Origin of the sequence: Psychrobacter sp. Ps2 (assembly GCF_022129405.1) — a bacterium.
In the GTDB taxonomy this organism is placed as follows: Bacteria; Pseudomonadota; Gammaproteobacteria; order Pseudomonadales; family Moraxellaceae; genus Psychrobacter.
In genome coordinates this window covers 1-23,512 of sequence record NZ_JADQAM010000037.1, presented here as the reverse complement: position 1 = coordinate 23,512, position 23,512 = coordinate 1, and the positions used below count along the sequence as shown (strand labels likewise).

Annotated in this window: 18 protein-coding genes; 13 read left to right on the top strand and 5 right to left on the bottom strand. The window is 43.2% G+C overall.

Annotation, left to right across the window (positions count from 1 at the left end):
• Positions 1 to 255: 255 nt before the first annotated feature.
• A complete protein-coding gene (locus I3254_RS03605; protein WP_101206367.1) occupies positions 256 to 1,590 on the bottom strand; it encodes a hypothetical protein in 1,335 nt (444 codons plus the stop codon).
• A gap of 493 nt (positions 1,591 to 2,083) precedes the next feature.
• Here I3254_RS03605 and mrdA point away from each other — a divergent pair, with 493 nt between their 5' ends.
• The 8 genes from mrdA (at position 2,084) to scpB (ending at position 10,193) form a co-directional block, all read left to right on the top strand.
• Positions 2,084 to 4,069 carry a penicillin-binding protein 2 gene (gene mrdA / locus I3254_RS03600; protein ID WP_238051215.1) on the top strand — a complete coding sequence of 662 codons (1,986 nt, stop codon included), beginning with the start codon at positions 2,084 to 2,086 and terminating at the stop codon, positions 4,067 to 4,069.
• Positions 4,070 to 4,168: 99 nt separating this feature from the next.
• A complete protein-coding gene (rsmD, locus tag I3254_RS03595; protein ID WP_238051214.1) occupies positions 4,169 to 4,855 on the top strand; it encodes a 16S rRNA (guanine(966)-N(2))-methyltransferase RsmD in 687 nt (228 codons plus the stop codon).
• A gap of 210 nt (positions 4,856 to 5,065) precedes the next feature.
• Positions 5,066 to 5,494, top strand: a complete 429-nt coding sequence (gene rplM, locus I3254_RS03590) for a 50S ribosomal protein L13 (RefSeq protein WP_057761004.1) — start codon at positions 5,066 to 5,068, stop codon at positions 5,492 to 5,494.
• A 10-nt stretch (positions 5,495 to 5,504) separates the two neighbouring features.
• Entirely contained in the window at positions 5,505 to 5,891 is a 387-nt protein-coding gene (gene rpsI / locus I3254_RS03585) for a 30S ribosomal protein S9 (protein WP_101206364.1), read from the top strand.
• A gap of 332 nt (positions 5,892 to 6,223) precedes the next feature.
• Positions 6,224 to 7,312, top strand: coding sequence for a lipid A biosynthesis acyltransferase (locus I3254_RS03580; protein ID WP_238051213.1), 1,089 nt, complete (start codon positions 6,224 to 6,226; stop codon positions 7,310 to 7,312).
• 108 nt (positions 7,313 to 7,420) lie between these two features.
• On the top strand, positions 7,421 to 8,506 hold the full coding sequence (locus I3254_RS03575) for a tryptophan--tRNA ligase (RefSeq protein ID WP_238051211.1): 1,086 nt from the start codon (positions 7,421 to 7,423) through the stop codon (positions 8,504 to 8,506).
• Positions 8,507 to 8,686: 180 nt separating this feature from the next.
• Complete coding sequence (locus tag I3254_RS03570) at positions 8,687 to 9,508, top strand: segregation/condensation protein A (RefSeq protein WP_238051227.1); 822 nt, start codon at positions 8,687 to 8,689, stop codon at positions 9,506 to 9,508.
• 124 nt (positions 9,509 to 9,632) lie between these two features.
• Positions 9,633 to 10,193 carry an SMC-Scp complex subunit ScpB gene (scpB, locus tag I3254_RS03565; protein ID WP_238051225.1) on the top strand — a complete coding sequence of 187 codons (561 nt, stop codon included), beginning with the start codon at positions 9,633 to 9,635 and terminating at the stop codon, positions 10,191 to 10,193.
• A 120-nt stretch (positions 10,194 to 10,313) separates the two neighbouring features.
• Here scpB and lolA read toward each other — a convergent pair whose 3' ends face one another.
• From lolA to rplU, 4 genes are all read right to left on the bottom strand, one after another.
• Complete coding sequence (gene lolA / locus I3254_RS03560; protein WP_238051209.1) at positions 10,314 to 11,000, bottom strand: outer membrane lipoprotein chaperone LolA; 687 nt, start codon at positions 10,998 to 11,000, stop codon at positions 10,314 to 10,316.
• A 387-nt stretch (positions 11,001 to 11,387) separates the two neighbouring features.
• Entirely contained in the window at positions 11,388 to 11,963 is a 576-nt protein-coding gene (locus tag I3254_RS03555) for a hypothetical protein (RefSeq protein WP_238051205.1), read from the bottom strand.
• A gap of 381 nt (positions 11,964 to 12,344) precedes the next feature.
• Positions 12,345 to 12,602 (bottom strand): 50S ribosomal protein L27, encoded by a 258-nt coding sequence (gene rpmA, locus I3254_RS03550; RefSeq protein WP_021813611.1) that lies wholly within the window; start codon positions 12,600 to 12,602, stop codon positions 12,345 to 12,347.
• A gap of 91 nt (positions 12,603 to 12,693) precedes the next feature.
• Entirely contained in the window at positions 12,694 to 13,005 is a 312-nt protein-coding gene (rplU, locus tag I3254_RS03545; protein WP_057761012.1) for a 50S ribosomal protein L21, read from the bottom strand.
• A 569-nt stretch (positions 13,006 to 13,574) separates the two neighbouring features.
• On the opposite strand from rplU, the gene I3254_RS03540 reads away from it, so the two are divergent.
• The 5 genes from I3254_RS03540 to hemB all read left to right on the top strand — a co-directional run bounded on the left by I3254_RS03540 (position 13,575) and on the right by hemB (position 23,350).
• Positions 13,575 to 14,600: a polyprenyl synthetase family protein gene (locus I3254_RS03540; RefSeq protein WP_238051204.1), complete on the top strand. Its 1,026-nt coding sequence runs from the start codon at positions 13,575 to 13,577 to the stop codon at positions 14,598 to 14,600.
• Between the two features lie 823 nt (positions 14,601 to 15,423).
• Positions 15,424 to 16,827, top strand: a complete 1,404-nt coding sequence (locus I3254_RS03535; protein ID WP_238051203.1) for an efflux RND transporter periplasmic adaptor subunit — start codon at positions 15,424 to 15,426, stop codon at positions 16,825 to 16,827.
• A 34-nt stretch (positions 16,828 to 16,861) separates the two neighbouring features.
• The gene (locus I3254_RS03530) at positions 16,862 to 20,092 is read left to right on the top strand and encodes an efflux RND transporter permease subunit (protein WP_238051202.1); all 3,231 of its coding nucleotides are present in this window, start codon (positions 16,862 to 16,864) and stop codon (positions 20,090 to 20,092) included.
• Positions 20,089 to 21,903: an efflux transporter outer membrane subunit gene (locus tag I3254_RS03525; protein ID WP_238051201.1), complete on the top strand. Its 1,815-nt coding sequence runs from the start codon at positions 20,089 to 20,091 to the stop codon at positions 21,901 to 21,903. The genes I3254_RS03530 and I3254_RS03525 overlap by 4 nt, the downstream gene beginning before the upstream one ends.
• A 439-nt stretch (positions 21,904 to 22,342) precedes the next feature.
• Positions 22,343 to 23,350: a porphobilinogen synthase gene (gene hemB / locus I3254_RS03520; RefSeq protein ID WP_101206356.1), complete on the top strand. Its 1,008-nt coding sequence runs from the start codon at positions 22,343 to 22,345 to the stop codon at positions 23,348 to 23,350.
• Positions 23,351 to 23,512 lie beyond the last annotated feature (162 nt).

The following is a 23,512-nucleotide window of genomic DNA, read 5'->3' as shown; positions in this document are numbered from 1 at the left end:
TACAATTAAGGGTTCACCGATGGCATTGCTAGCCACTGGCAAACGCTAATAGTCCTTTATGCGGTCATAGTTTACGGTTAAAAACTGAGGTTTCAATTGCTGTAGAAGCACATAAAACCCGCTACTATCATTGTGACGTATCAATATGAATGATTGATACAAAATGCTTATCTGTTGTTAATTTTACATTTTTTAGTTATTCAAAGCTTATTCAATATAGCCGTTCATGACTAATTAAAAATACTTATTGATGCATTATTGCATCGAGGGGAAAAATACTAACACTAAATGCAACCAACCTGCTAGAAAACCAGTCAAACCGCCCAAAACAATCAACGTCATTTCATCCTCGCGGAAAGCGGGACGCAATAGATTCTGAAACTCATTTGGCGTGAGCGCACGTATTCTATCGCGAAACAGACCAAATATCTTACTGGCTCGGCTTTCATTTAGCTCAGGATCTCGCAGTGGTACCATCGTTGCGACAATAGACTTGTCAATAATGGTATTTTTGAGTTGTCCATAATCACGGCGACCCAATCCCACACGTAATGTCGTGCTAATCACTGGTGACTCTAGCACCGTATATAGATGCGATTTCATCAAATCACGCGTTTGCGCTGAGCGATCACCGTACATCATTTCATTCATGATGTTTTCTAAAGTGACCAAATCCTTTACCACAATCTCAGCAAAAACCTCAGAAACTTCCTCTTGGCGCTTCATAAAGCCGCCTTGCAAACGATACTTTGCGATATGCGGTATAACCGGTTTAATAAATGGAAAGCGACTCTGCACCGTAAACAGCTTCAAATAAGGTATGAAGTGCGGCTCTACTGGATTAAATACCATCCAAATGGCAATCCAATTGGTGAGAAAACCCCAAATTGCAGCAAAGAACGGTACGGTCCAATGCTGCGGCACTACCAAAAATATAAACATCTGGATAATACCAAATACCAGACCAATCAAAGCACTGATGTGCCAGATAAAATCGATCTCTTTTTGCCCAACTTTTAAAAACATATTGACCATCAAACGACGATCATTTTCCATGGTATTGACAATCATTTTGCGCATATCGACCAAGTCTTCGACATGATAAGTCAAATCTGTCACAAGCGACTGCATAATACTGGGCAGCTCTTTATGGGCTTGCGCATAGACACGGCGCTTTAGGGCGTAAGGAAGGTTGCCCCACAATGCTGGCGAGTGATCCAGCATAATCTCATCAATCAATGGCTCAAGGTTTTTGTCCACCGTATCAGTGACAAATATCGCCATTTGCTCAGGTTCCATCGCCTTAAAAAACTCATCAAGCGAACCGAGTTTTGAGAGCGTCTGGTCAACGATAACTCCTGATATCTTGCCCGCTTTGCGCGGAACAATACCTTGCCAACCGATACCTGGCAGCCCAAAAAATGGGAAGTTCGGAATACGAATACCCCAGAACTTAACCGGATAAAACAGCATCTTGAGCGCCATCCACACATGTACCCAAGTGACGAATGCCGTCACTGGTGGGATGGTCAGCATGGCAAAGAACTCTGGGTGTTCAGCTATCGTCTGCCATAATGAATTTACGTCCATGACTTATCTAGTCCCTGACAGGTTGATTGTCGTTGCTAATATTGTCGCTACTGATAACGAAACTTTAGCAAAATGAGAACGTTTCAAAAGACGCTCCGCCCATAATAACTACTATAAAATAAATCGCCTGATTTTAGCATACTTGCCATTTATTAGCACATATAGACCAGCGGCAAGTTGTGACTAAAGATGACATGGTTCATATCGTCTGTTAACCAATAAAAACCTAAATATAAGCCAGTTCTTGGTCAGTAGATAATCAAGACAAAATATATGACTGAGTACTGCGCCTACTCATTTGTTCTGTTATAATTTGTAGTGCAATAACAAAGACTACCTGCGTATAAATGACTGCATAACGATTTCACACCATACCCTTCTATGTGATTGAAACCATTTGCATTATCTTTTAGACTCACCGCACTTTGGTTAACCAACCTGCCCTCTTATTTTTCTTTTATTGACTCACTGACCGTTTGGGCTCTGATCTTCTATGAATAAACCGATAACTCCCAATACCGAACAGGTCAACAGCACCTTTACCAATCGTATTATCATCTTTGGGATTATAATATTGATTGGTTTGGGCGGTTTGATAACACGTTATGGGTATTTGCAAGTTTACGCTCATGATCAATACACAACGCAAGCCGATAACAACCGTATCAAACTGATATCTGCGCCACCTAGTCGTGGGTATATCTATGATCGTAACGGGGTAATACTGGCAGACAATCAGCCTGTATTTACAGCGATGCTCAGCCCTGATGAGGTGGAAAATCCTGAGCGTACGTTGCATCTGCTTGCGCCGATTTTTGATTTAACCGATACAGATATTACTGATATCTTGGCGCGTCTAAGTAAAAATAAAAATGACCCTGTAACGATTAAGATTGATTTAACAGAAGCACAATTGGCTCAGTTTAGTGAGCGAAAGCCATTCTTCCGTGGGGTCTCTATCCAGAGCAAGCTTACGCGCTCTTATCCTTATGACGAGCTGTTTGCCCATGTCATCGGCTATGTCGGACGTATCAATGACAAAGAGTCAAAGCGTATTGATAAAGACCGTTACGCTGGTACTGACTTGATTGGTAAAATCGGTATCGAAGACTACTACGAAGATATTTTGCTTGGTCAACCGGGTTATCAATCGGTAGAGACAGACGCACATGGGAATATCTTACGTCAACTGGATACCAAGCCGCCAATAGCGGGTAACGATATTACCTTGAGCTTGGATTATGGTCTGCAAACCATCGCCCAGCAGCAACTCGATGGACGCCGCGGTGCAATCGTTGCGATAGATCCCAAAAACGGTGATGTATTGGCATTTGTTAGTAATCCAAGCTACGACCCTAACCCTTTCATATCGGGTATTTCTTTCAAAGACTACGACGATCTACGCGAAGATTTAGATCAGCCACTATACAATCGCGCACTCCAAGGGATGTACCCCCCTGCTTCTACTATTAAACCGTTCGAAGGTTTGGGCGGTATTCATTATGGTCTACGCGATTGGAACAGCACTATCTATGACCCTGGTTATTTTAGCTTACCTGGTGATACGCATCGATTCCGTGACTGGAAACGTGGCGGTCATGGCACGGTAGACCTCAAAAAATCCATCATGATGTCGGTCGATACGTATTACTACAAACTGGCCTACGAGATGGGCATACAACGTCTACATGATTGGATGACACGCTTTGGTTTTGGTCAACAAACAGGCATTGATTTGCCCAACGAAAAATCAGGCATCATGCCATCGCCAAAATGGAAAAAAGACACTTACGATAAAGACTGGCTACCGGGCGAAACCATCTCGGTCAGTATTGGACAAGGGTATTTCTTGGCAACGCCGCTACAGATTGCTAATGCTACAGCCATGACTGCCAGTAAAGGACAGCACATTACCCCGCATTTATTAAAGAGCAGTGACGGTGCTGCGGACGTCAAAATCATCACTAAGCCAGATGGCAAAATAGACTACAACGGTAAGCCGTCTGACTGGCTACGAATGCATGATGCTATGGAAGACACCGTCAAAAGAGGGACAGGCCGCGGCATCTATACTCCACGCTATCGTATCGCTGGTAAAACAGGTACTGCACAGGTAAAGTCTATCGCTCAAGGCAAACGCTATGACAAGTCGGCAATCGATAAGCGTCACTGGGATCATGCTTGGTTTAATGGTTTTGCCCCAGTAGAAGACCCGCAGATTGCCCTTGCAGTATTGGTCGAAAATGGCGGCGGTGGTAGTGCTGTTGCAGCGCCTATTGGCCGTGCTCTATTTGACTACTGGGTATTACAACGTAAAACAGATCCTGTGCTGCCACCTTCTGCTGATGAGCTAAAAGTCATTAAACGCCAAAAGGCTTTTGAAAAAGCGATGCGTGATGCCATTCGAGATAAAGAAGCAAAAGCATTGGAAGAAAAAGAAGCCGCGGAAGCTGAAGCGGCAGCAGCGACGTCTGAGTAACTAGATGTTTAAGTACTTAATAGTATAAAAAGCAAAACCTAGTGAAATAAAACTTAGTAAAGTAAAACCTAGCAAAGAATTGGTAAGCGAGACACAATAATGAAGAAAGCCTCAAATGGACGCGCACCAAAGAACAACCGTAAGGCAAAAAGTGCCGCAGCGGGTGATGTGCGCATCATTGGTGGACAGTTTAAGCGCCGTATTGTAAGTTTCATCGATGCAGATGGCCTACGCCCGACCCCAGATCGCTTGCGGGAGACTTTATTTAACTGGCTACTCGCTGACATTCATGATGCTCATGTACTTGATAGCTGTGCTGGCAGTGGCGTACTAGGGTTTGAAGCGCTATCTCGCGGCGCTGCCCACACGACATTTATCGAAATCAATCCAGCACAAAGTAACATGCTACATCAGAGCGCTGAGCAATTACGTCTTGAGTCTACTGCTTACCAAATCATCACTGGCACTGCTGAGCAAGTATTGCGTCAAGAGCATCTGACTGTACGCCCTTTTGATATCGTATTTATCGATCCACCTTATGCTCAGGATTTGTGGCAGCCTATTTTGACTGCGCTTATTACCAATGCATTAATCAATACTGAAACACTAATTTATTTAGAAGCTGATAAAGATTTGTCAGCACAGCTTAAGCAATTGGAAGCGTCGCTAAATGAGAATTTGGACTCTAAATCAAGCGCCACTCAGCAACCAATCGCTTTTGAATGCTTGAAACAAACCAAAGTCGGACAAGTTGTTGCTGGACTTTATCGTCTATCATCGTCATAATTGTCGGGTTAATGAAAGCCGTTAACGTATTTTACAAATGTTTAGAACCGCTAAAAACTGGCCGACGCTGCAGTTTAATGTATATAAGGCGAAAATAAACCCCAATGCAGCTTGCAAGCGTAGGCGCTACTGCTTATAATGTGCAGTCTGTTTTTTGAGAGCCCCGTTCCCAGCTAAACTCTCAACGAATTCTAATTTTAAGGTTTTATCATGAAAACACTTAGTGCAAAACCAGCTGAAGTGACCCATGACTGGTATGTCGTAGATGCTGACGGCAAAACCCTTGGTCGCTTAGCCACTCAAATCGCAACTCGCTTACGTGGCAAGCACAAGCCTTCTTTTACTCCGCACGTTGATACTGGTGACTTTATTGTTGTCATCAATGCTGACAAAATCACGGTAACGGGTAAAAAAGCACAAGACAAAAAGTACTATCGTCACAGTGGCTACCCAGGTGGTATTAAAGAAACCAACTTCAATAAGTTGCTTGCACATAAGCCTGAAGATGTTCTACACAAAGCAGTTAAGGGTATGCTTCCAAAGGGCCCTCTTGGCTATGCGATGATCAAGAAGCTGAAACTTTATGCGGGTACTGATCATCCACATACTGCACAGCAACCTAAAGAACTAGACATCTAAGGATATACTTATGGAACGCAATTACGGAACTGGTCGCCGCAAGACGTCTACTGCTCGTGTATTTTTATCAAAAGGTACTGGTAGTATCGTTGTTAACGGTAAGCCACTTGACGAATACTTCAGCCGTGAAACTTCACGCATGGTTGTACGTCAGCCATTAGAACTACTAGACTCTGTTAACGCATATGACTTATATGTAACTGTTGCAGGCGGTGGTATTAGTGGTCAAGCTGGCGCAATCCGCCACGGCATCACACGTGCATTAATCGAAGCTGACGAAACTTTAAAACCTGCCCTAAAAGCAGCTGGTTTTGTTACTCGTGATTCACGTCAAGTTGAACGTAAGAAACTGGGTCTACGTAAAGCACGTAAACGTCCACAGTTCTCAAAACGTTAATCAAAACTATCTCTTATATTTTTGCTGCTGTTGTCTTTTTCTCAGAGCTTCAGTAGCAAAGTTAAATAAGAGTCTGGTTTTGCAAAACCTTATAAGCTGGTCACAGCTTATAAGGTTTTTTTATGCCTACTGATAGCGTGTTGATTATCCGATTGTCTTCATCAAACCAGCTTTGTTTTACGGCAATAACTAACATGAGTGCCTTGTTTCAACGCTGCAAAGTAGAGCGTCTGTAGAAATTCTAACTTGCAAAGCATTAAACGCTACCCCATCATATCAGTAACTTTTTATTATTTGCCATGATGCCTCAAACCGTGCTGCAGAAGGATATTATGAAAGCGCCAGAACAATTTGACCCTAGCAAACCATCTGCCAATAGCAGCGTGCCGCCTAGCATGAAACAGTCGGCTAAGTCGCCTGCGATACCTGCTGGCACACCGACAATTACCCAAAATCATAAGCGTACAGCGCAAGCAGATAACAAGCCATTTCAGTGGCAGTTTTTATCACCAAAGAATTGGGGCATTTGGTTATTATTCTTAATAATGCTACCAATGATATATCTGCCACTACGTTGGCAGTTTTGGCTAGGTCGTAAGCTTGGTATATTGATTTATAAAGCTGCTGGCTCGCGTAGACGCGATACGCTAATCAATCTGAAGCTGGCATTTCCAGAAAAGCCCGAAGCTGAACGTGAACTAATGGCCAAGCAAGTATTTGTCAATCAAGGCATTGGTGTGTTTGAAACGTTATGCGCTTGGTTCAGGCCAAATATATTTACTAGAACTGTTTCCATTTCAGGGCTACAGCATATTGTTAATGCGCAAAATGAGCAGCGACCAGTTATCCTGCTCGGTGCACATTATACGATGCTAGATTTGGGTGGACTATTATGTGCGCAGTTTTTCCCAGTAGATTGTATGTATCGTACGCAAAACAACCCTTTGCTGGACTGGTTTATCTATAATGGTCGTACCAATATATTTGGTAAGCAAATCTCTAGTCGTGATATGCGAAGCTTAGTTACTTCTATCAAAGCAGGACACGTCATTTGGTACTCTCCTGACCAAGACTATGGCCTTAAGCAAGGGGTCATGGCACCATTTTTCGGTGTGCCCGCCGCGACTATCACTGCATCGCGTCGCATGGCAAAACTGGGTAGCAAAGCAAAGCCACCAGCTGTCATGGCATTGCATACTTATCGGCAAACGCCTGACAACTTGCCGCGTGGTAAACGTCCCCATTATCATTTAACAATTACGCCAGAATTAGACAACTATCCAAGTAAAGATGAAGTCGCTGATGCCACTCGGGTCAATGAAGTTTTAGAAGGACTCATTCGTATTGATCCCACCCAGTGGATGTGGTTCCATCGCCGCTTCAAACATGGGCCAAACGGTCGTACTGATATCTATAAGTAAGCCTTTATTCCCAAAAATACTGGTGAAGTTTGCTATACTTTGCGGCTAATATTTTGCATTTTAGCTATGCACTGATAATAATTTGATAAACAAAATAACGGATTTTCCATGAGCAATAAAAGTACTCCTGACAATCAAAATTCTGATACTTCAACCGAAGCTAAGCGTATTCTGACTGGTATCAAACCAACTGGTATTCCGCACTTGGGTAACTATGTTGGTGCGATTCGTCCAGCGATTGAGTCTATTCAAAACAGTGATCATGAAGCGTTTTTCTTTTTAGCAGACTACCATGGCATCATCGGCTGCTATGACCCTGCTATCATTCATGAATCGACTAGAGCCATTGCCGCTACGTGGATTGCTTGTGGTCTAGACCCAGAGCGTGTGACATTCTACCGTCAGTCAGACGTACCTGAAATTCCAGAGCTTGCTTGGATTTTGAACTGCTCATGTGCCAAAGGTTTGATGAACCGCGCCCATGCCTATAAAGCAGCCGTTGATATCAATACAGAGAAAGCCGATGTCGATCCTGATCAAGGTGTCACCATGGGTCTGTTTGGTTATCCAGTGCTAATGGCGGCTGATATTTTGATGTTTAATGCGACCCACGTGCCTGTTGGTCGTGACCAAGTGCAGCATATCGAGATGGCGCGTGATATCGCAGGTACTTTTAATCATCGTTATAAATCGCTTTTTACGTTACCGTCCGCAGTCGTTGATAACGATATACCGCTGCTTACTGGGCTTGATGGCCGCAAAATGAGTAAGAGCTATAGCAATACGATTCCCCTCTTCGGTGAGCCAAATCCACAAGTCAGTCCTGAAAAACAAATGCATAAAGCCATCATGAAAATTGTGACTAACTCACAGCTACCTGATGAGCCAAAAGATCCTGATGATTCAGCTATCTTTGAGATTTATAAAGCATTTGCGACCGCTGAAGAGATTGCTGATATGCGTGCGCGTTATGCCGCTGGTATTGGCTGGGGTGATGCAAAACAAGCTCTATTTGATAAGATTAATGATGAAGTCGCGCCATTCCGTGCACGTTACGAAGAGCTAATGGCCAATCCAAAAGAGCTAGAAGAGATCTTGCAGATGGGTGCAAATAAAGCCCGTCGTCATAGTCGTAAGCAACTAGAAAAAGCTCGCCGTGCTATCGGCATCCGTCCGCTTGCTAAGCTTAAATAACCGTTGCTGGGATAGTCGTTTCACTGACGCAATTTATTATCAAAGCGGGTGCTAAACGTGCAAACTGAACCAAACACCAAGCAGGCGGCTTTGTCTAAAGCCGCCTTATCTGCCATGGCTGCTTCAACCTCCGAGCTTACAGACAATCAGAGCGAGCATGATGAATCAGTCAACCATGATATGTCGCTGCGTATCTATCAAACGCCTGTGCAGCATTTGCCAGAAGACCTGTATGTACCACCGCAAGCCTTTGCTATTTGGTTAGAGCAATTTGCTGGTCCATTGGATTTTCTATTGTATTTGGTCAAAAAGAACAACGTCGATTTGACCCAAATGCCCATTTTGCCTATCACTGAGCAGTACTTAGCTTATATCGGTGAATTGGATACCGAGCACTTTGAATTAGCGGGTGATTATCTTCTTATGGCATCAACGCTTATCGCTATCAAAACCGAACTGCTATTACCTGCCCCTGATACCCCTACCGATGAGCGTGACCCAAAAGCAGAACTGATCGAACGCCTCGAAGAATACGCGCAAATCAAAGTGGTCAGTCAGCGCCTAGACAATCTAGTACGTCTAGAGCGCGATGTGTTTTTGGCCATGGTTAGTATGCCTGGTCAAGACGTTATGAATGCGGAACTGCCAAGCTACTCACCTAACTTGCTGATTGATAGCTTATTTAAAATGCAGTTACAGCCTGACTATCAAATGCATACGATCAAAGTTGATGCAGTACCCCTTGCCGATCGTATTGCCAGTATTAGCAGACAATTAAGTACAGATGGGGCGCGCTCCTTTTATGAGCTACTGGATAAGGCACAAGGTAAAATAGGCGTGGTCGTGAGTTTTGTCGCCGTACTTGAGCTTATAAAGCGGCAGTTAGTTGGTGTGGTCACTATTGAGACAGATAGCGGTGTCGTCAACTCTGTTTCCAATAATTCTGATCAGACTAATATGAATAATGAATCCACAAATCTCACATTACAGTGGTTAGCCTAGTAGGCTCTAAGACTGTCTCTTAGACTACTCTCTATTAAAATCACAATATTGAAATAAGAGCATACTTTAGATGGTAGATATTGAAGACCCAAAGCAACATGATGAGACCCTAGAATCAACAACTATGACTACATCACCATCAGCTGAAGCGCAGCATAATTCTCTTGAAGAGATGAGTAAACGTATTGAAGTACTGTTGCATGCATCAGAAGCACCGCTGACCGCTCACGCATTAAAGAAACATTTGTCATTATCTACTAAAGAATTAAAGCAAACCTTGGAAGTGCTGCAACAACGCTTAGATACAGGTGTGCTTAGGCTACATGAGACCGCCAGCGGTTATCGTTTACAGATATCTGATGACTATAGCAGTCTAATTCAGCGTATTTTTCCGCAGCGTCAGGAACGCTTGAGCCAAGCCTTACTTGAAACCCTAAGTGTCATTGCTTATAAACAACCTGTGACACGCAGTGATATCGAGCATGTGCGCGGAGTGACATTATCGAGCAATATACTGCGCCAGTTATTTGATAAAGGCTGGATTGTGGAGAAAGGCTTTAAAGATACTCTAGGCCGTCCCGCATTGCTTCATACTACTGCGCAGTTTTTAGGTGCGTTTGGATTAAGCCATTTAGATGAACTACCACCTATGCCAGATATGGAAACCATACGATCCATGTCTTAAGTTTTCTGCTGAACAAACTATAGTTACTCACACAAAAAAGGACAGACCGCATAGGATCTATCCTTTTTATTACGTTGCTGATTTTGAACTGATATCAAAACCTAGCAATATATCGGTTAATTACTGATTGATAACGTCAACACCCTTTGGTGGTGTAAATTTAAACTGACTGCTACCAATACTTGGGTTCATCTTGATACCGCTAAATTTAATAGAGGTTGTTTGTCCCAGGGTGTCATTCAATACCATCATGACAGGTTTGCCACCACTAAAGCTTATTGAAAGACTTTTGAAACTTGCACTGTCTGACTTAGGATAGAGTACATAGTAGTTCTTGTTGTCATATGGCTGAGTGATCTTGAAGTTTTGATCAATCTTGCTTGGATCACCTGACAGTAGCAAGGCTGGTGTATTACCTACTTGACTGTCAACATTCTGCTTAGTCGCTTGCTCTAAATCCTTGTCATAAACCCACATAGAGTTACCATTAGCAACGATCAGTTGCTCTGATGGTGACTTGGTTTCCCAGCGGAAATTATTTGGACGTTGGACACTCATAGAGCCTGTAAACGTACCACTACTCGCGCCTTTAGTCGTTTGACTAAAATTGGCTGTCATACTCTTGGTATTGGTCAGCAATTTGTTCAGACGTTTAGCAGCTGTTAGGTTATCAGCAGGAGCTGCTGTGGCTGTTTGAGTCAATGCCATCATTGGCGCTGCGATACCTAGCGATGTCATTAATACACCTGCTAAAGCACCACTCATCATTTTTTGTTTGGTTGATTTTTTCGTAGATAAGTTCATCATAAATCCTCTCTAAAAAAGCATAATCGCTTTAAAATTGTCGCTAAAAATAAAATATTCTATTGAAATTTTTGTTTTCTATAAATACTGATTTTACCAAGCTAAAGCTGGTAACCATCAGCAATGGCAACAGTGTGCCAGTTTTTTTATTACGCGCCTAGTCATGATTTGCAATCTTTACTACGGCTGCCATACACGCTTGTAACCAATACAGTTACACGGTAAAAGTTTGCATTTAGCATCGTTAGTTGGCAAAACCGAAGTAATAAATACAGCTAAACCTTTAAGTAGCTAAGTTAACAGTATAAAAGAGCAAGAAATATGTCTGCTACAACCGAATGCTCATCTCAATTTTGGTAAGCAATTTCATTATTATGACTAATGCTTTCCTTAAAAGATAACGTGCTTCCTGCCTTCCATCATTAATAATGCATGAATTAATAGATAAAAATTTGCTAGAAATCCTAAAAAAATAGCCATGATGATGAAAGTTTCAGTTCCCTCTAAATAACTTCTCATTACGTTAGAGTTACCCGCTGACGTAAAACCAAAAAACCAAATCCAGCCTAAGTTGATAGCGATAAGTAGCGATGCAGTTATAAAGATAGATCTTTTGGGATTTTCTCCCACTTCATGATTCAACTTATCTGAATTTCTTGCAGCCAGTTTAAATTCTCTGACAACCTCGAATGACAATCCTTTTAAAAAATAAGCAGCTGTTATAGCAATAAAAATCATTATGAAGTACAAAACTGTAAGGTCACTCAACAGTCTTACTCTACCCGAGGCTAGCTCCATGGATTGAGCGAAGGGTGTTATTCCCGCAAAATCCGAGAAATAATTTCCAAACATTAACGGCGTAAAAAACACGAGCACGAATCCATAGAGATAGATGTATTTAAAAGGTGATAAGTCATTAAGGATATTTAGCATGGTATTATGAGAAATATAGTGCTGTTTTTTCATTTTTCCTTCAAACCTATCTACGATTCATTTACTATCTCATCAAATCTTTTATTCAAACTAGCCGTCTTTCATAAAAGGATATTAGTTAAAATTGTTGTAATATAGTCAAGTCTATATAAATCCGCTACATCGTCATCCTCGCTAAGCATACTAATGTATAACTTGCACTCGGTTTCCTTGTATCGAAATTATATTGAACTGACTACAGTATATTTTAAGAACTAGCGTTGAGTGATATTGTTCAAAATATCATTCCTTAATTCTTATCATTATCTTACGGTACCCCACAAACGTAAAAAGCCCCTACTACCATAAGGCAGTAAGGGCTTTTTTAATTATCTGATTATTCTATCCAAAGAATAAAACGATCTAAATAGATAATTATGCGTTTTCAACCGTAACATAACGACGGTTAAATTTACCTTTGGTCGCAAACTTTACAACACCGTCATTCAGTGCAAATAAAGTATGGTCACGACCCATGCCAACGCCTTCGCCTGCGTGGAATTCTGTACCACGTTGACGAACGATGATGTTACCAGCTGTGATAGCTTGGCCACCAAAGATTTTTACGCCTAGCATTTTTGGGTTTGAATCACGACCGTTACGGCTCGAACCGGCAGCTTTTTTATGTGCCATGAGAAAATCTCCTTGTTAATTTGACTTATCGCTGATGCGATAACTCTTAAGCATTTAGTGCGCTATTTAGCAATAATTGCTAAATGGATAATTAGGCATTAATCGCTTTGATTTTTAACAAGGTGTACCATTGGCGGTGACCTTGTTCTTTGTGATAATGCTTACGACGGTTGTGCTTGATGATACGGATTTTTTCGCCGCGACCATGCTCAACAACTTCAACTTCTACGCTAGCGCCGTCAACAACAGGCTGACCGATTTTGACGTTATCGCCGTCAACAACCATCAACACGTCTTCAAATTTGATTGTTTCGCCTTTTTCTGCTTTTAGTAGTTCAACTTTAAGCAATTCATCGACGACTACACGGTGCTGTTTACCACCAGTTTTGATTACTGCGTACATTGTATGACTCCGTTTAACCCGTGTGCCGTGGCTGATGTTATACCAACGCTTTTACGACGAACACGACAGGGAAAAATTAAAGGCAAGATTTTACGGCTTTTTGCTCATAAAAGCAAGCCGCGCCTCTTGTTTTTGCAAGGTGGTTACACTAATGACCATCTCTCATTTAGCTATAACGGCTGCTCATCAAGGAAAGTCGATAAACGACAATACGAATATAAACATGAGAAATAGTAATGATAAGTGGTAGATTAAGCCCAACAGCGGTCATTATAACTTATGCAATCAGTTACTTACAGCCTTTTATGAATAATTTATGTGACCAATAAGCTTAAAATGCGCTAGAGAATATATCTGTAAAACATAAGACATTTTTTATCGTTTTTATTCTATTCAATAGGCATAGTAAGCCCTGAATATCATACGCTTGACCTACTTGTGCTATATACTTTAACCAACAATTTAAGCAGATAGCTATGCTATCATAAGCGAAATAATACCTTACCTATAGATAGATAAAGTCAAGGTTATAACAATTCTCTTTACTCTTATTAATATGACTATTTATTATGACTAGTACCTCTTTAAAGAATACCGTGCCTGCCTCTCAATCGACGCCTAGCTATGCTGATATTCAAAGTATTGTAGCCAATGACTTTGAGGTAATGGACAAGCAAGTGTTTGGCAGTTTGAACTCAAAAGTACAACTCGTCATGAGCGTCTCGCAACATGTGATCAATGCTGGTGGCAAGCGTATGCGTCCGCTGATTACATTGCTCTGCGCACGTATGTTTGATGATAACCCATCAGAAAAGGCCATGCATCTAGCTGCTATCACTGAAATGCTACATACCGCTACCCTAGTCCATGATGATGTCATTGATGAGTCAGGGCAACGCCGTGGAAAGCCGACGGCGAATGCGACGTGGGACAATGCCACTGCCGTATTGGTCGGTGACTATCTGATTGCTCGTGCTTTTAATCTCTTGGTTGGTTTTCAGAGCTTGCCGTTGTTGCAAGTGTTCTCTGATGGGACTTGTGACATTGCCGAAGGCGAAGTATTACAGCTACAGCACCAGCATAACCCTGCCGCAACAGAGGAAGATTACTTACGTATTATCGATGGCAAAACATCACGCCTGTTCATGATGGCGACCCAAGGTGCTGCTATCTTGCAAGACAAGACAGAATATATGACGGCATTGGGCGATTTCGGACAGCATTTTGGTAATGCGTTCCAAATTATCGATGATGTGCTCGACTATAGTGGCGACAGTGAAGTGATGGGCAAAAACTTAGGCGATGATCTTGCTGAAGGCAAACCTACCCTACCGACTATCAAAGCACTCGAGCTACTCAAAGACAGCGACACTGAAAGCTATGAGCAGTTACGTATTGCCGTTCAGACAGGTAAGACACCAAATGCTGAACAGCTTATTGAATTGGTACGTAGTTCTGGCTCATTGGCTTATTGTAAGCAGCGCGCTCTAGAAGAAACTAAACTGGCACAAGATGCCCTTAGTACGCTACCAGACAACCGTTATCGTACAGGCTTATATCAATTGACTGAACTCGCTAGCGCCCGATTAGTATAATTAACGCTGAGTCGTCTGTGTTATTAACTAATTAAGACGACTCTTTTTTGACAGAATTTTTTAGCATGGCTTTTTAGCATGGCTTTTTAGCAAATTTCTTTAGCAATTGATGAATAAGAAGCTCATAAATTAAGAAGTACCTTCTCAAAAACTAGCATGTCAGCCAAATCGTTACCTTTCTTTAAGTTTCATACATTCTTGCAGTACTATAATCGTATAAGGCTTTTTGGACAGTCGGTCAAAGTTTGATGACGTTTGTTAGAGAGATACTGATAGTTATTTTTTATGACTGTAATTAGGGGTTGCTAAAATTGTCATTTTGTTGACAAAGTCGATTTTCTATCGTTTAAAAACCTTAATTACTATAGGGTTTTAGATTTATAACAAAAGTTTACAATATATTTTGATACTAGGTTGTGCATGGTCCTATTAGCTGTTAATAGAGACGACGCTTACTATGACGGCAATCTATTAATTCGTAAACTGTAATATTACCGCTTTTCGGTCCAGCTCGTATCGCAAACTACTTGACTGTGGGGTTACCCCAATAGTTTATAATGACTCATTAAATTTATTAATCCATTCTGTGGTTTGCTTAAACAATTAATGCTAAATAATTCTTTCGATACTTAATCCATATCGATGTCAGATTTTCTATTAGTCATATTTCACTAACGGAATAATCTGAAACTGGAATAAATAATGCTAGCTTAGGCTATTTATTCTTTTTATTTAGCATTAGCAAGACTCTTATATTCAGTACGCCAAACTTATTGATCGATTTTTATACTGTCACTATTTATATATATTGCCGAGGACATTGATGAAGCACTCTTATCTTGCGCTTGTAATAGCATCTGTACTATCTGGAGCTGTACTGGTTGGCTGTGACAAAAACGAGGACGCCGCTGGTGAGCAAGCCGCACAGCAGCAAATGCCGCCCGCGGTTGTCAACGTTCAAACAGTCACTCTCGATACCGTCCCTCAAGTACAAACTTTTTCTGGACGTACTGCAGCTTATCAAACTGCTGACGTCCGCCCACAGGTCAACGGTGTGATTGACGAAGTACTATTCCGTGAAGGAAGTAACGTCAAGAAAGGTCAGCCACTGTATCGCATCAACACCGACAACTATGCCTCATCTGTAACGAGTGGCCAAGCTGCCGTACAGCAATCACAGGCTAACTATCAGACAGCTTTGGCAAACAATGCCAATGCAAAAGCTGAGTTAGTCAGCCGACAAGCGTCATTGGCTCAAGCGCAAAATGACTTGCAGCGTCTACAAGGCTTGGTCAGTATCAACGCCATCTCACAGCAGCAATATGAGCAAGCACAGACGGCTGTACGTACCGCACAGGCCGCGGTACAAAGCGCCGCTGCTGCTGTTGGTCAGACACAAGCCGGTATCGAAAGCGCAAAAGCAGGCATTCAAACTGCAAAAGCTGGTCTTGATGCTAGCACATTGGATCTGAACCGTACTATCGTGCGTGCGCCTCTCACCGGTCGTACGGATCGCTCAAGCGTCACTGCTGGTACTCTAGTCAGTGCTGGTCAAGCAGATCCATTGGTGACTATTTCACGCTTAGACCCTATCTACGTCGATATCAGCCAGTCTTCTTCTGAGTTGCTCAAGCTTCGTCAGCAGATCGCAGATGGTACTGCTCAGCCAGGTATGAACTCAGTTGAATTAGTACTAGAAGATGGTTCTGTTTACCCAGTACGCGGTAAGCTTGCACTGTCTGAAGCCAAAGTTGATGAGTCAACAGGCGCTGTCACCTTGCGTGCTATTTTCCCAAACAGCAATAACATCCTGCTACCAGGTATGTATGTCACAGCACGTTTGACGCAGAGCGTTATTACCAATGCAGCCCTTGTTCCGCAAAGTGCGGTCACCCGTACGCCGAAGAGTGAGACGCAAGTCTATATCGTTGACGAAAATAATAAAATCCAAGTACGTCCGGTCACCATTAATGGTACTTACGATGGACAATGGGTCGTCACTGAAGGCTTGAAAGCAGGTGACAAAGTGGTTGTGATTGGTGGTGCTAAGGTCAAGCCTGACCAAGAAGTGGTCGCCAAACCACTAGAAAGTGCAAATCCAGCACCAGCTGCTGCAAAGAATGCGCCTAATACCAAAACGCCGCAGCAAGCCGCAAAAACGATGGATAAAAAGCCAGCTGGCGATGAGACTTCTACCGAAAAACCAACAGAAGCCGCTGCCAACTAATTCCATTCAAGACAGGAAGACTTAGGGATACACTATGTCACGTTTTTTTATTAATCGCCCTATTTTTGCATGGGTGCTGGCTGTTTTGGTCATGCTCATCGGGGTGATATCCGTTATTAATCTACCGATTGAACAATATCCACGTATCGCACCACCAACGATTTCAGTCAGTGCAAGCTATCCTGGTGCCAATGCGCAAACCGTAGAAAACTCAGTGGTACAGATCATTGAGCAGCGTATGAAAGGCCTAGATGGTCTGATGTATATGTCATCGTCGAGCTCGTCAAATGGTAGTGCGTCTGTGACGCTAACCTTTGAAAACGGTACCGACTCTGACACAGCTCAAGTACAAGTACAGAACAAACTGCAAGCAGCGATGAGCTCCTTGCCTGAGTCTGTTCAGCGTCAAGGTGTCAACGTCAATAAATCGTCTAGCAGCTTTTTGATGGTGCAAGCATTTATTTCTGAAGATGGCACCATGGATCGGGCAGATATTGCCGATTATATTAACTCTAATGTCGTCGATTCGATCAGTCGTGTAGAGGGTGTGGGTGAAGTTCAAGTCTTTGGCTCTACTTATGCGATGCGTGTATGGCTTGACCCTTCACGCCTACGTAGCTACAACATGATACCTTCAGATGTGGTCAATGCGATACGAGCGCAGAACGCGCAAGTATCTGCCGGTCAGTTAGGTCAAGCACCTGCTGATACCGACCAACAGGTTATCAATGCCACGGTCACGGTGCAAAGCTATCTTCAAACGCCTGAAGAATTCCGAAACATTCTACTAAAAACAGATACCTCAGGCGCACAAGTACGCTTAGGCGATGTGGCAGATGTCGAAATCGGCAGTGAGAACTATAGCGTTGTCTCTCTCTACAATGGACAAGAAGCCGCCGGTCTTGGTATTTCGCTTGCGGGCGGTGCTAACGCGCTTGAAACTCGCGAAGCGGTTGGCGCACGTATGGCAGAGCTGGAGCAAAACTTCCCAACAGGTCTAGCATCAGTTGTTCCTTATGACACAACGCCATTTGTACGTCTATCTATTGAGCAAGTAGTACATACGCTTATCGAAGCCATTGTCTTAGTATTTATCGTCATGTTCATTTTCCTACAGAACTGGCGCGCAACCATTATTCCAACGCTTGCAGTACCTGTCGTTCTATTAGGTACCTTTGCAGTACTATACGTTGCTGGCTTTAGTATCAACGTATTGACCATGTTTGCCATGGTATTGTCCATCGGTCTACTGGTCGATGATGCGATCGTCGTTGTAGAGAACGTCGAGCGAATACTAGAAGAAGATCCTCACATCTCTATCAAAGACGCAACTATCCAGTCAATGGGTGAAATCAGTAAAATCGTTATTGGTATTGCGCTTATCTTGTCTGCAGTATTCGTACCGATGGCCTTCTTTGGTGGCTCAACAGGTGTGATTTATCGTCAGTTCTCTATCACGCTGATTACCAGCATGGTGCTCTCTGCCATGGTCGCGCTTGTATTTACCCCTGCCCTATGTGTGACATTGCTGAAACGTGGCAAAAGTCATGAAAAAGGCAGTACCGAAAAGCAAAAAGGCTTCTTTGGTTGGTTCAACCGCGGCTTCTTCAAACTTAGCCGTTCGTACGAAAACTTTGTAGGCAAAAGTATTCGTTTTAAATGGTTATACATGATTGGTTATGCAGCCATCATCGGTATTATGGCGGTCGTGTTCTTACGTATTCCAGGCTCGTTTTTACCAGAAGAAGATCAAGGCATTATGTTTACCTTGGTACAGCTTCCAGCTGGCTCTACGTTAGATGAGACGCAAGACGTATTGGATAAAGTTAGAAACTATTACGATACTCAAGAGACTGACAACATTGCCTCTGTCTTTACCGTTGCAGGCTTTAGTTTTGCAGGTCAAGGTCAGAATATGGGTCTGGCGTTTGTGCGCTTATCAGACTGGGAGGAACGCTCGGGCGATGAAAACACCGCTCAAGCTGTCGCTGGTCGAGCAATGGGGTATTTCTTTACTCAGCTAAACGAAGCACAAGTATTTGCCATCGTCCCACCAGCAATTACCGAGCTTGGTAATGCCAGTGGTTTTGACTTAATGATTCAGGACAGTGGTAACCTCGGACATGACGGGCTACTTGAAGCCCGAAATATGCTCTTAGGTATGGCGGCACAGAACGATCAAGTAGCTGGCGTCCGTCCTAACGGGCAAGAAGATTCGCCACAACTTAAAGTAAATATCAATCAAGAACAAGCGGCGGCTTATGGCCTGTCACTAAGCAATATCAATAGCGTTATCTCAACAGCGTGGGGCTCAAGCTACGTTAATGATTTCATCGATCGTGGCCGTATCAAACGTGTCTATGTACAAGGTGAAGCCAGCAGCCGTACCAACCCTGATGACATTGGTAAGTGGTATGTACGAAATGACATGAATGATATGATTTCGTTTGATGCCTTCTCTAGTAGTGAGTGGCAGTCAGGCTCACCGCGTCTTACTCGTTACAACAGCCTACCGTCAATGAACATTCAAGGTAGTGCCGCACCAGGTCTAAGTACTGGTGAAGCAATGAGCTCAATGGAAGCGATGATAGACAAGCTACCTGAGGGTATCAGTTACGAGTGGACAGGTATGTCATTGGAAGAGCAAAAATCAGGTGCCCAAGCGCCAATGCTTTATGCGCTTTCAATCCTAGTTGTCTTCTTATGTTTGGCAGCTTTGTACGAAAGCTGGTCCATTCCTGTCTCTGTGCTACTAGTTATTCCACTTGGGGTATTGGGTGCAGTGATATTTACCTGGCTACGTGGTTTTGCCAATGATATCTACTTGCAGGTTGGTCTACTGACTGTCGTTGGTCTATCCGCCAAAAACGCCATCTTGATTATTGAATTTGCGAAAGAACACCAAGAGGAAGGATACAGTCTTAGAGAGGCCGTCATGACCGCAGCACGCCAGCGTTTGCGTCCGATTATCATGACCTCACTTGCCTTTGGTTTGGGTGTTGTGCCATTATTCTTGGCGAATGGGCCAGGTTCAGGCAGTCAAAACGCTATCGGTACTAGTGTTGTTGGTGGGGTAATCACAGCAACCCTCTTAGGTATCTTCTTTATCCCAATGTTCTATATCTGGGTACGTAGTGCGTTCCCGCATAAATATGAGAACAATAAACCAAACGATAAAGATGATGGCAATGGTACGCCTGACTCGTACAACCCAACACCTTCTGAGAGTTATCAGCCTGCAAGTCTTGGAGACAATACACAATGAGTGCTCAAAAAACATCTATCATCAACTCGTCATCGGTAGCTATGACAGCTATCGATGCGCAGCCAGCACTATCTCGTTTGCGCAAAAACAGTGGCCGCCTGTTAGGGCTGACTGCATTGGCAATCAGCATGGCCGCTTGTAACACCATTCCAAAAGCGGATATGCGTCCTGTGCTAGCAGAGCCAAATATTCCTATGCAGCAATCTTACGGTGCATTTGATAAAGAGACTGTCAGTAGTGCTGACCAAGCAAGCATTGCCAGTCAACGCTGGCAGAATTTTTATAGCGATGAGCGGCTAAAAGGTTTGATTGCTCTCGGTCTTGAAAAAAACAAAGACTTTGAAAGTGCGCGCCTAGCGATTGAAAAAGCACGTGCACAGTATCAGATTACCGATATTAACGACTTACCAGCTATCAACGGCAGTGCTGGTTATACTCGCTCAGCACAGAATCGTACTGATCGAAACGCTAGTAGTAGCTACAGTGTCAACTTGGGCCTTGCCAATTACGAGCTCGACTTTTGGGGTAAAATCTCAAGCTTAAAAGATCAAGCATTGCAGAACTTTTTGGCGACGACAGCAGCCAAAGATGCGACCCAAATCAGCTTGATTAGTAATATTGCCCAAAGCTACGCTAACCTAAGCTATAGCTTAGCGCAGTTAAAACTGGCTGAAGCCACAGTTGAGAGTCGTGAGCGTTCGCTATTTATCGCGGATAAACGTTTTGAAGCAGGTATCGATCCTAAACTACCTTCACTACAGTCTTCTGCCTCTCTTGAAAGTGCTAAGCTTGCCGTATTACGTGCACAGACTAGCGTTCTTCAATCACGCAATGCATTGCAGTATTTAGTTGGTGGCGCTATTCCAAACGAGCTTATCCCAACACCTGCTGTCAGCAATATCACCAGCCAGCAGATATTCAATGCCGGTCTACCAAGTGAATTACTACGTTATCGTCCTGACGTACTACAAGCGGAATACAATCTAAAAGCGGCTGGTGCGAATATCGAAGTGGCCCGTGCCTCTTACTTCCCATCTATTAGCTTGACCAGTAGTGTGGGTGTCAGTAGCGGCAGCTTAAATGATTTGTTTAAAAACGGTGCCGTTGGCTGGTCATTTGGACCTAGCGTGAGCGTCCCTATCTTTGATGCAGGTCGTCTAGATGCCAACTATGATGTGGCTCAAATTGAACGTAAGCAAACGCTTGCTAGTTATGAGAGCTCTATTCAAACGGCATTCCGCGAAGTGTCAGATGTACTTGCTACACGTGCGACGCTCGGTGAGCAGTTAGAGGCGCAGTATCGTCTGCAAGATAATTTTGAGCAGACATATCAGATAGCAGATGCGCGCTTCAAAGCAGGTCTGGACAATTACTTAGACGTACTTGACGCGCAACGTTCACTGTTCTCTACTCAGCAAGGCATCCTAGATTTAGAGCTACAGAAAATCGTTAGCCAGATTGAGTTGTACCAAGCGCTTGGTGGCGGTGCGAACCTTGATGTACCGTCTGTCATTCCTGTACCGCAGCACACCAACTTGGCACAGATTGTCACTGGAACTGCTACTAGTGCAAAAACCAAAGCGACAAATGCCATTAAAGCAGCTGGTTCAGCGCGTGTGACTACGCCGCAAGAAGCGGTCGCCATTAAACAGTCGCAAGCGGTAGAAACGACTACTTTCAAACCGACTGCTATCGTCGATGTGAATGATGATGGTAAAAAGGATGCCGCTGTCGGCGTGGTCACTGAAGAGACTCGCTTCAATAACAATAGTGTTGAGCAAGTTCCTGTGACCCAGATTGTTGAGCCTTAAATGACCCAGCCTTAATTTGATGACGCAGCTCTATCATCACATTGACAGTCGATACGTACTATCAGCCCTACCGACTTAACGTGGTGGGGCTTTTTGCTTTTATTGACGTCTTTTGGTTATAGTAGGCTCACTTTATGCAGGCTCTCTTTATTTATAGCCACTTATAAAGCAAAGATTTTGATAAGCTAATTCTATAAAATACCGCTTATAGCGATATTATTTTAACCATGTAACATGATAACTATTAGGGCGTGTCCTCAATTCAATTGATCATATCTAAACGGGCTAAAAATGGCTAAATTTTGCCAAACATCGTTAAATAGCTGGTTAATATCCCGATATTATCTACGCTATTTTCCTTGTTTGACTGCAATTTATCTCATTTTTATCACCATTTTTAAAATGAGGACACGCCCTAAAACAATCATAAGGAATTATTATGAGCTATACCTTTAACCGTCAATACCCTGCCACTCGCTTACGTCGTCTGCGCTACAACGACAATGTACGTTCAATGATTCGTGAAGTAGAGCTGCACCCTAAACACTTTATTGCCCCTGTCTTTGTATTAGAAGGCGAAAACCAGCGCGAAACCATTGCTAGTATGCCGGGCGTTGAACGCTTATCGATTGATTTGCTAATCAACTATGCTAAAGAGTTACTAGCAGAAGGTGTCACGACCATCGACCTTTTTCCTGTGATTGATAACGCTTTGAAAACACCAGATGGTAGCGCCGCTTATGACGAAAACGCCCTGACTGCACGTACGATAAAAGCGGTCAAAGACGCTGTGCCAGAAATGGTCGTCATGACTGATGTAGCGCTAGACCCTTATACCTCACATGGTCAAGATGGTCTACTTGATGACAGCGGTTACGTCATCAATGATGCAACCATCGAAGTACTGGTCAAGCAAGCGCTGGTACATGCGCGTGCCGGCGCAGATATCATCTCTCCTAGTGACATGATGGACGGCCGTATCAAGGCCATGCGTGATGCGTTTGAAGCAGAAGGTTTTGTGAATACGGCTATCATGGCTTACTCAGCCAAATATGCTTCTGCTTACTACGGCCCATTCCGTGATGCCGTCGGCAGTGCTGGCAACCTAAAAGGTGGCCATAAGAAACAGTATCAGATGGACTTTGGCAATCGTGCTGAGGCGCTACATGAAGTGGCTATGGATATCAACGAAGGCGCAGATATGGTCATGATTAAACCTGGTCAGCCGTATCTTGATTTGATTCGTGAAGTCAAAGATACCTTTGGCGTACCCACCTTTGCGTATCAAGTCTCAGGCGAATATGCCATGCATATGGCAGCCATTCAGAACGGTTGGTTAAGTGATGCAGTGATTTTGGAGTCGCTGATTGGCTTCCGCCGTGCTGGCGCTGATGGTATCTTGACCTACTTTGCTCTAGAAGCGGCTCGTCAGCTAAACAATGCCTAATAGTCATTGCACTATCTTTTATATTGTAAAAGCCCCAGCTACCTATTAGTAGCTGGGGCTTTTTTATGCGGTTACTCTATTAAAATAGGTGTAATGGACAAAATTCATGCTAAAAAGTAGAAGGTAGTCGCTAATGGACATAATTCATGCTATTTAAGTGAC